This is a genomic window from Acinetobacter sp. Colony158, assembly GCF_019264745.1.
GTDB classification, from domain to species: Bacteria; Pseudomonadota; Gammaproteobacteria; order Pseudomonadales; family Moraxellaceae; genus Acinetobacter; species Acinetobacter ursingii.
The window spans coordinates 2,930,025-2,931,710 of sequence record NZ_CP078523.1 but is presented as its reverse complement, the minus strand read 5'-3'; the positions used below and the strand labels follow the sequence as shown (position 1 = coordinate 2,931,710).

The window sequence follows — 1,686 nt, the reverse complement described above, 5'->3', positions numbered from 1 at the left end:
TGTCAGCTTTTGGAGAAATAAATTATGGGTGCATTGACAGGCTTAACAGTATTGGATTTAAGTCGGGTTTTAGCGGGACCATGGTGTGGTCAAATTCTAGCAGACCTAGGTGCAGAAGTCATTAAAGTGGAACGTCCTAAAGTGGGTGATGATACTCGCATGTGGGGGCCACCGTGGATGTTAAATGATCAGGGCCAACCGACTAAAGAAGCTGGTTATTATCAAGCAGCGAATCGAAATAAATACTCTGTGGCAATCGATATTGCAACTGAAGAAGGTCAACAACTCATTCACGAGATGATCAAAGATGCGGATGTATTAATTGAAAACTACAAAGCAGGTTCACTCGCAAAATATGGACTAGATTACGCGACACTGAGCCAAATTAACCCTCGACTTGTCTATTGTTCAATTACAGGTTTTGGGCAAACAGGTCCTCGTGCCGAAGAACCTGGTTATGATTTTGTCATTCAAGGCATGTCAGGATTGATGAGTATTACAGGTGAGCAAAATCAAGAACCGCAAAAGGTTGGGGTTGCGGTTGCAGATATTCAAACTGGACTGTATGCCACCATTGCGATTCAAGCAGCATTATGGTCACGTTTAAGCACAGGTAAAGGACAGTATATTGATTTGTCTCTTTTAGATGTACAGGTTGCAACATTGGCCAATCAAGGCATGAACTTTTTAACCACAGGAAAATCACCTGTGAGAATGGGAAATGCACACCCCAATATTGTGCCATACCAAATTTTTAAGGCAAAAGACAAAGATTTTATTATTGCCTGTGGTAATGATAAACAATTTAAGGACTTGTGTATTGCAATAGATCGGGCGGACTTATTAGATCAGCCAAATTATTCGACTAATAAAGATCGAGTTGCATATAGGCATGAATTAATTGGTGTATTGAGTGAGCATTTCCAAACGCAAGATGCAAATCATTGGGTAACACAAATTCATGCGAAAAAAGTGCCAGTGGGCATGATCAACTCCATCGAAGAAGCATTCAATGAACCACAAATTCTGGCTCGTCAAATGGTAGTGAATATTCCACACCCACAAAATCAGAGATTTAAAGTAGTTGCTTCACCAATCAAATTATCGGGTACTCCAGTTGAATATCATCATGCTCCACCACAGCTAGGTGAACATACTTATAAGATACTGAAGCGTTATAAATCGAGTGATCAACTTAATCAGTTAAATGAAAAAGGCTTAATTGAGGGTAAAATAGGCGAATACAGCAAGGAAAAAGCATCTGTTGATTAAAAAACATCCTGATGATATTTTTTTGAAAAATAGGGCTTGCGTTGCTTTAAAAACTGTATAGAATACGCAGCATCCCGACGCGATACACGATGAAGATCTTGGCTTTTAGGGTTAAGGTTGAAGGATTTGTATTGGGTTGAATTTCTTACTGACGAGGTAAGGAATAGATCATTAAGAGAATAGAAGAACAACTTGTGTGGATTTTTACTAATTAATTGATCGAAATATTATCATTGATTAATTGGTTTAAATTACTCGAAGTTTATTTGAGAGAATTTGTCAGTAATTGATGAGCCAGAATTGGCACCTTGTCTTTAATAAGGTGCAAAATGATTTTAACTGAAGAGTTTGATCATGGCTCAGATTGAACGCTGGCGGCAGGCTTAACACATGCAAGTCGAGCGGAGATGAGGT

The 1,686-nt window shown here is 38.8% G+C and carries 1 protein-coding gene and 1 rRNA gene (1 of these 2 cut by a window edge); both read left to right on the top strand.

The genetic code is table 11. The annotated features are described in order from the left end of the window. The first annotated feature begins 24 nt into the window (after positions 1–24). Positions 25–1,272 carry a CaiB/BaiF CoA transferase family protein gene (locus JR005_RS12030; protein ID WP_218665146.1) on the top strand — a complete coding sequence of 416 codons (1,248 nt, stop codon included), beginning with the start codon at positions 25–27 and terminating at the stop codon, positions 1,270–1,272. Between the two features lie 336 nt (positions 1,273–1,608). Then, positions 1,609–1,686: ribosomal RNA gene (locus tag JR005_RS12025) — 16S ribosomal RNA — on the top strand (it continues 1,461 nt past the right edge of the window).

Coding starts and splice junctions, on each gene's coding strand:
- JR005_RS12030 (WP_218665146.1), top strand. CDS start 25: ATGGGTGCATTGACAGGCTTAACAGTATTGGATTTAAGTCGGGTTTTA.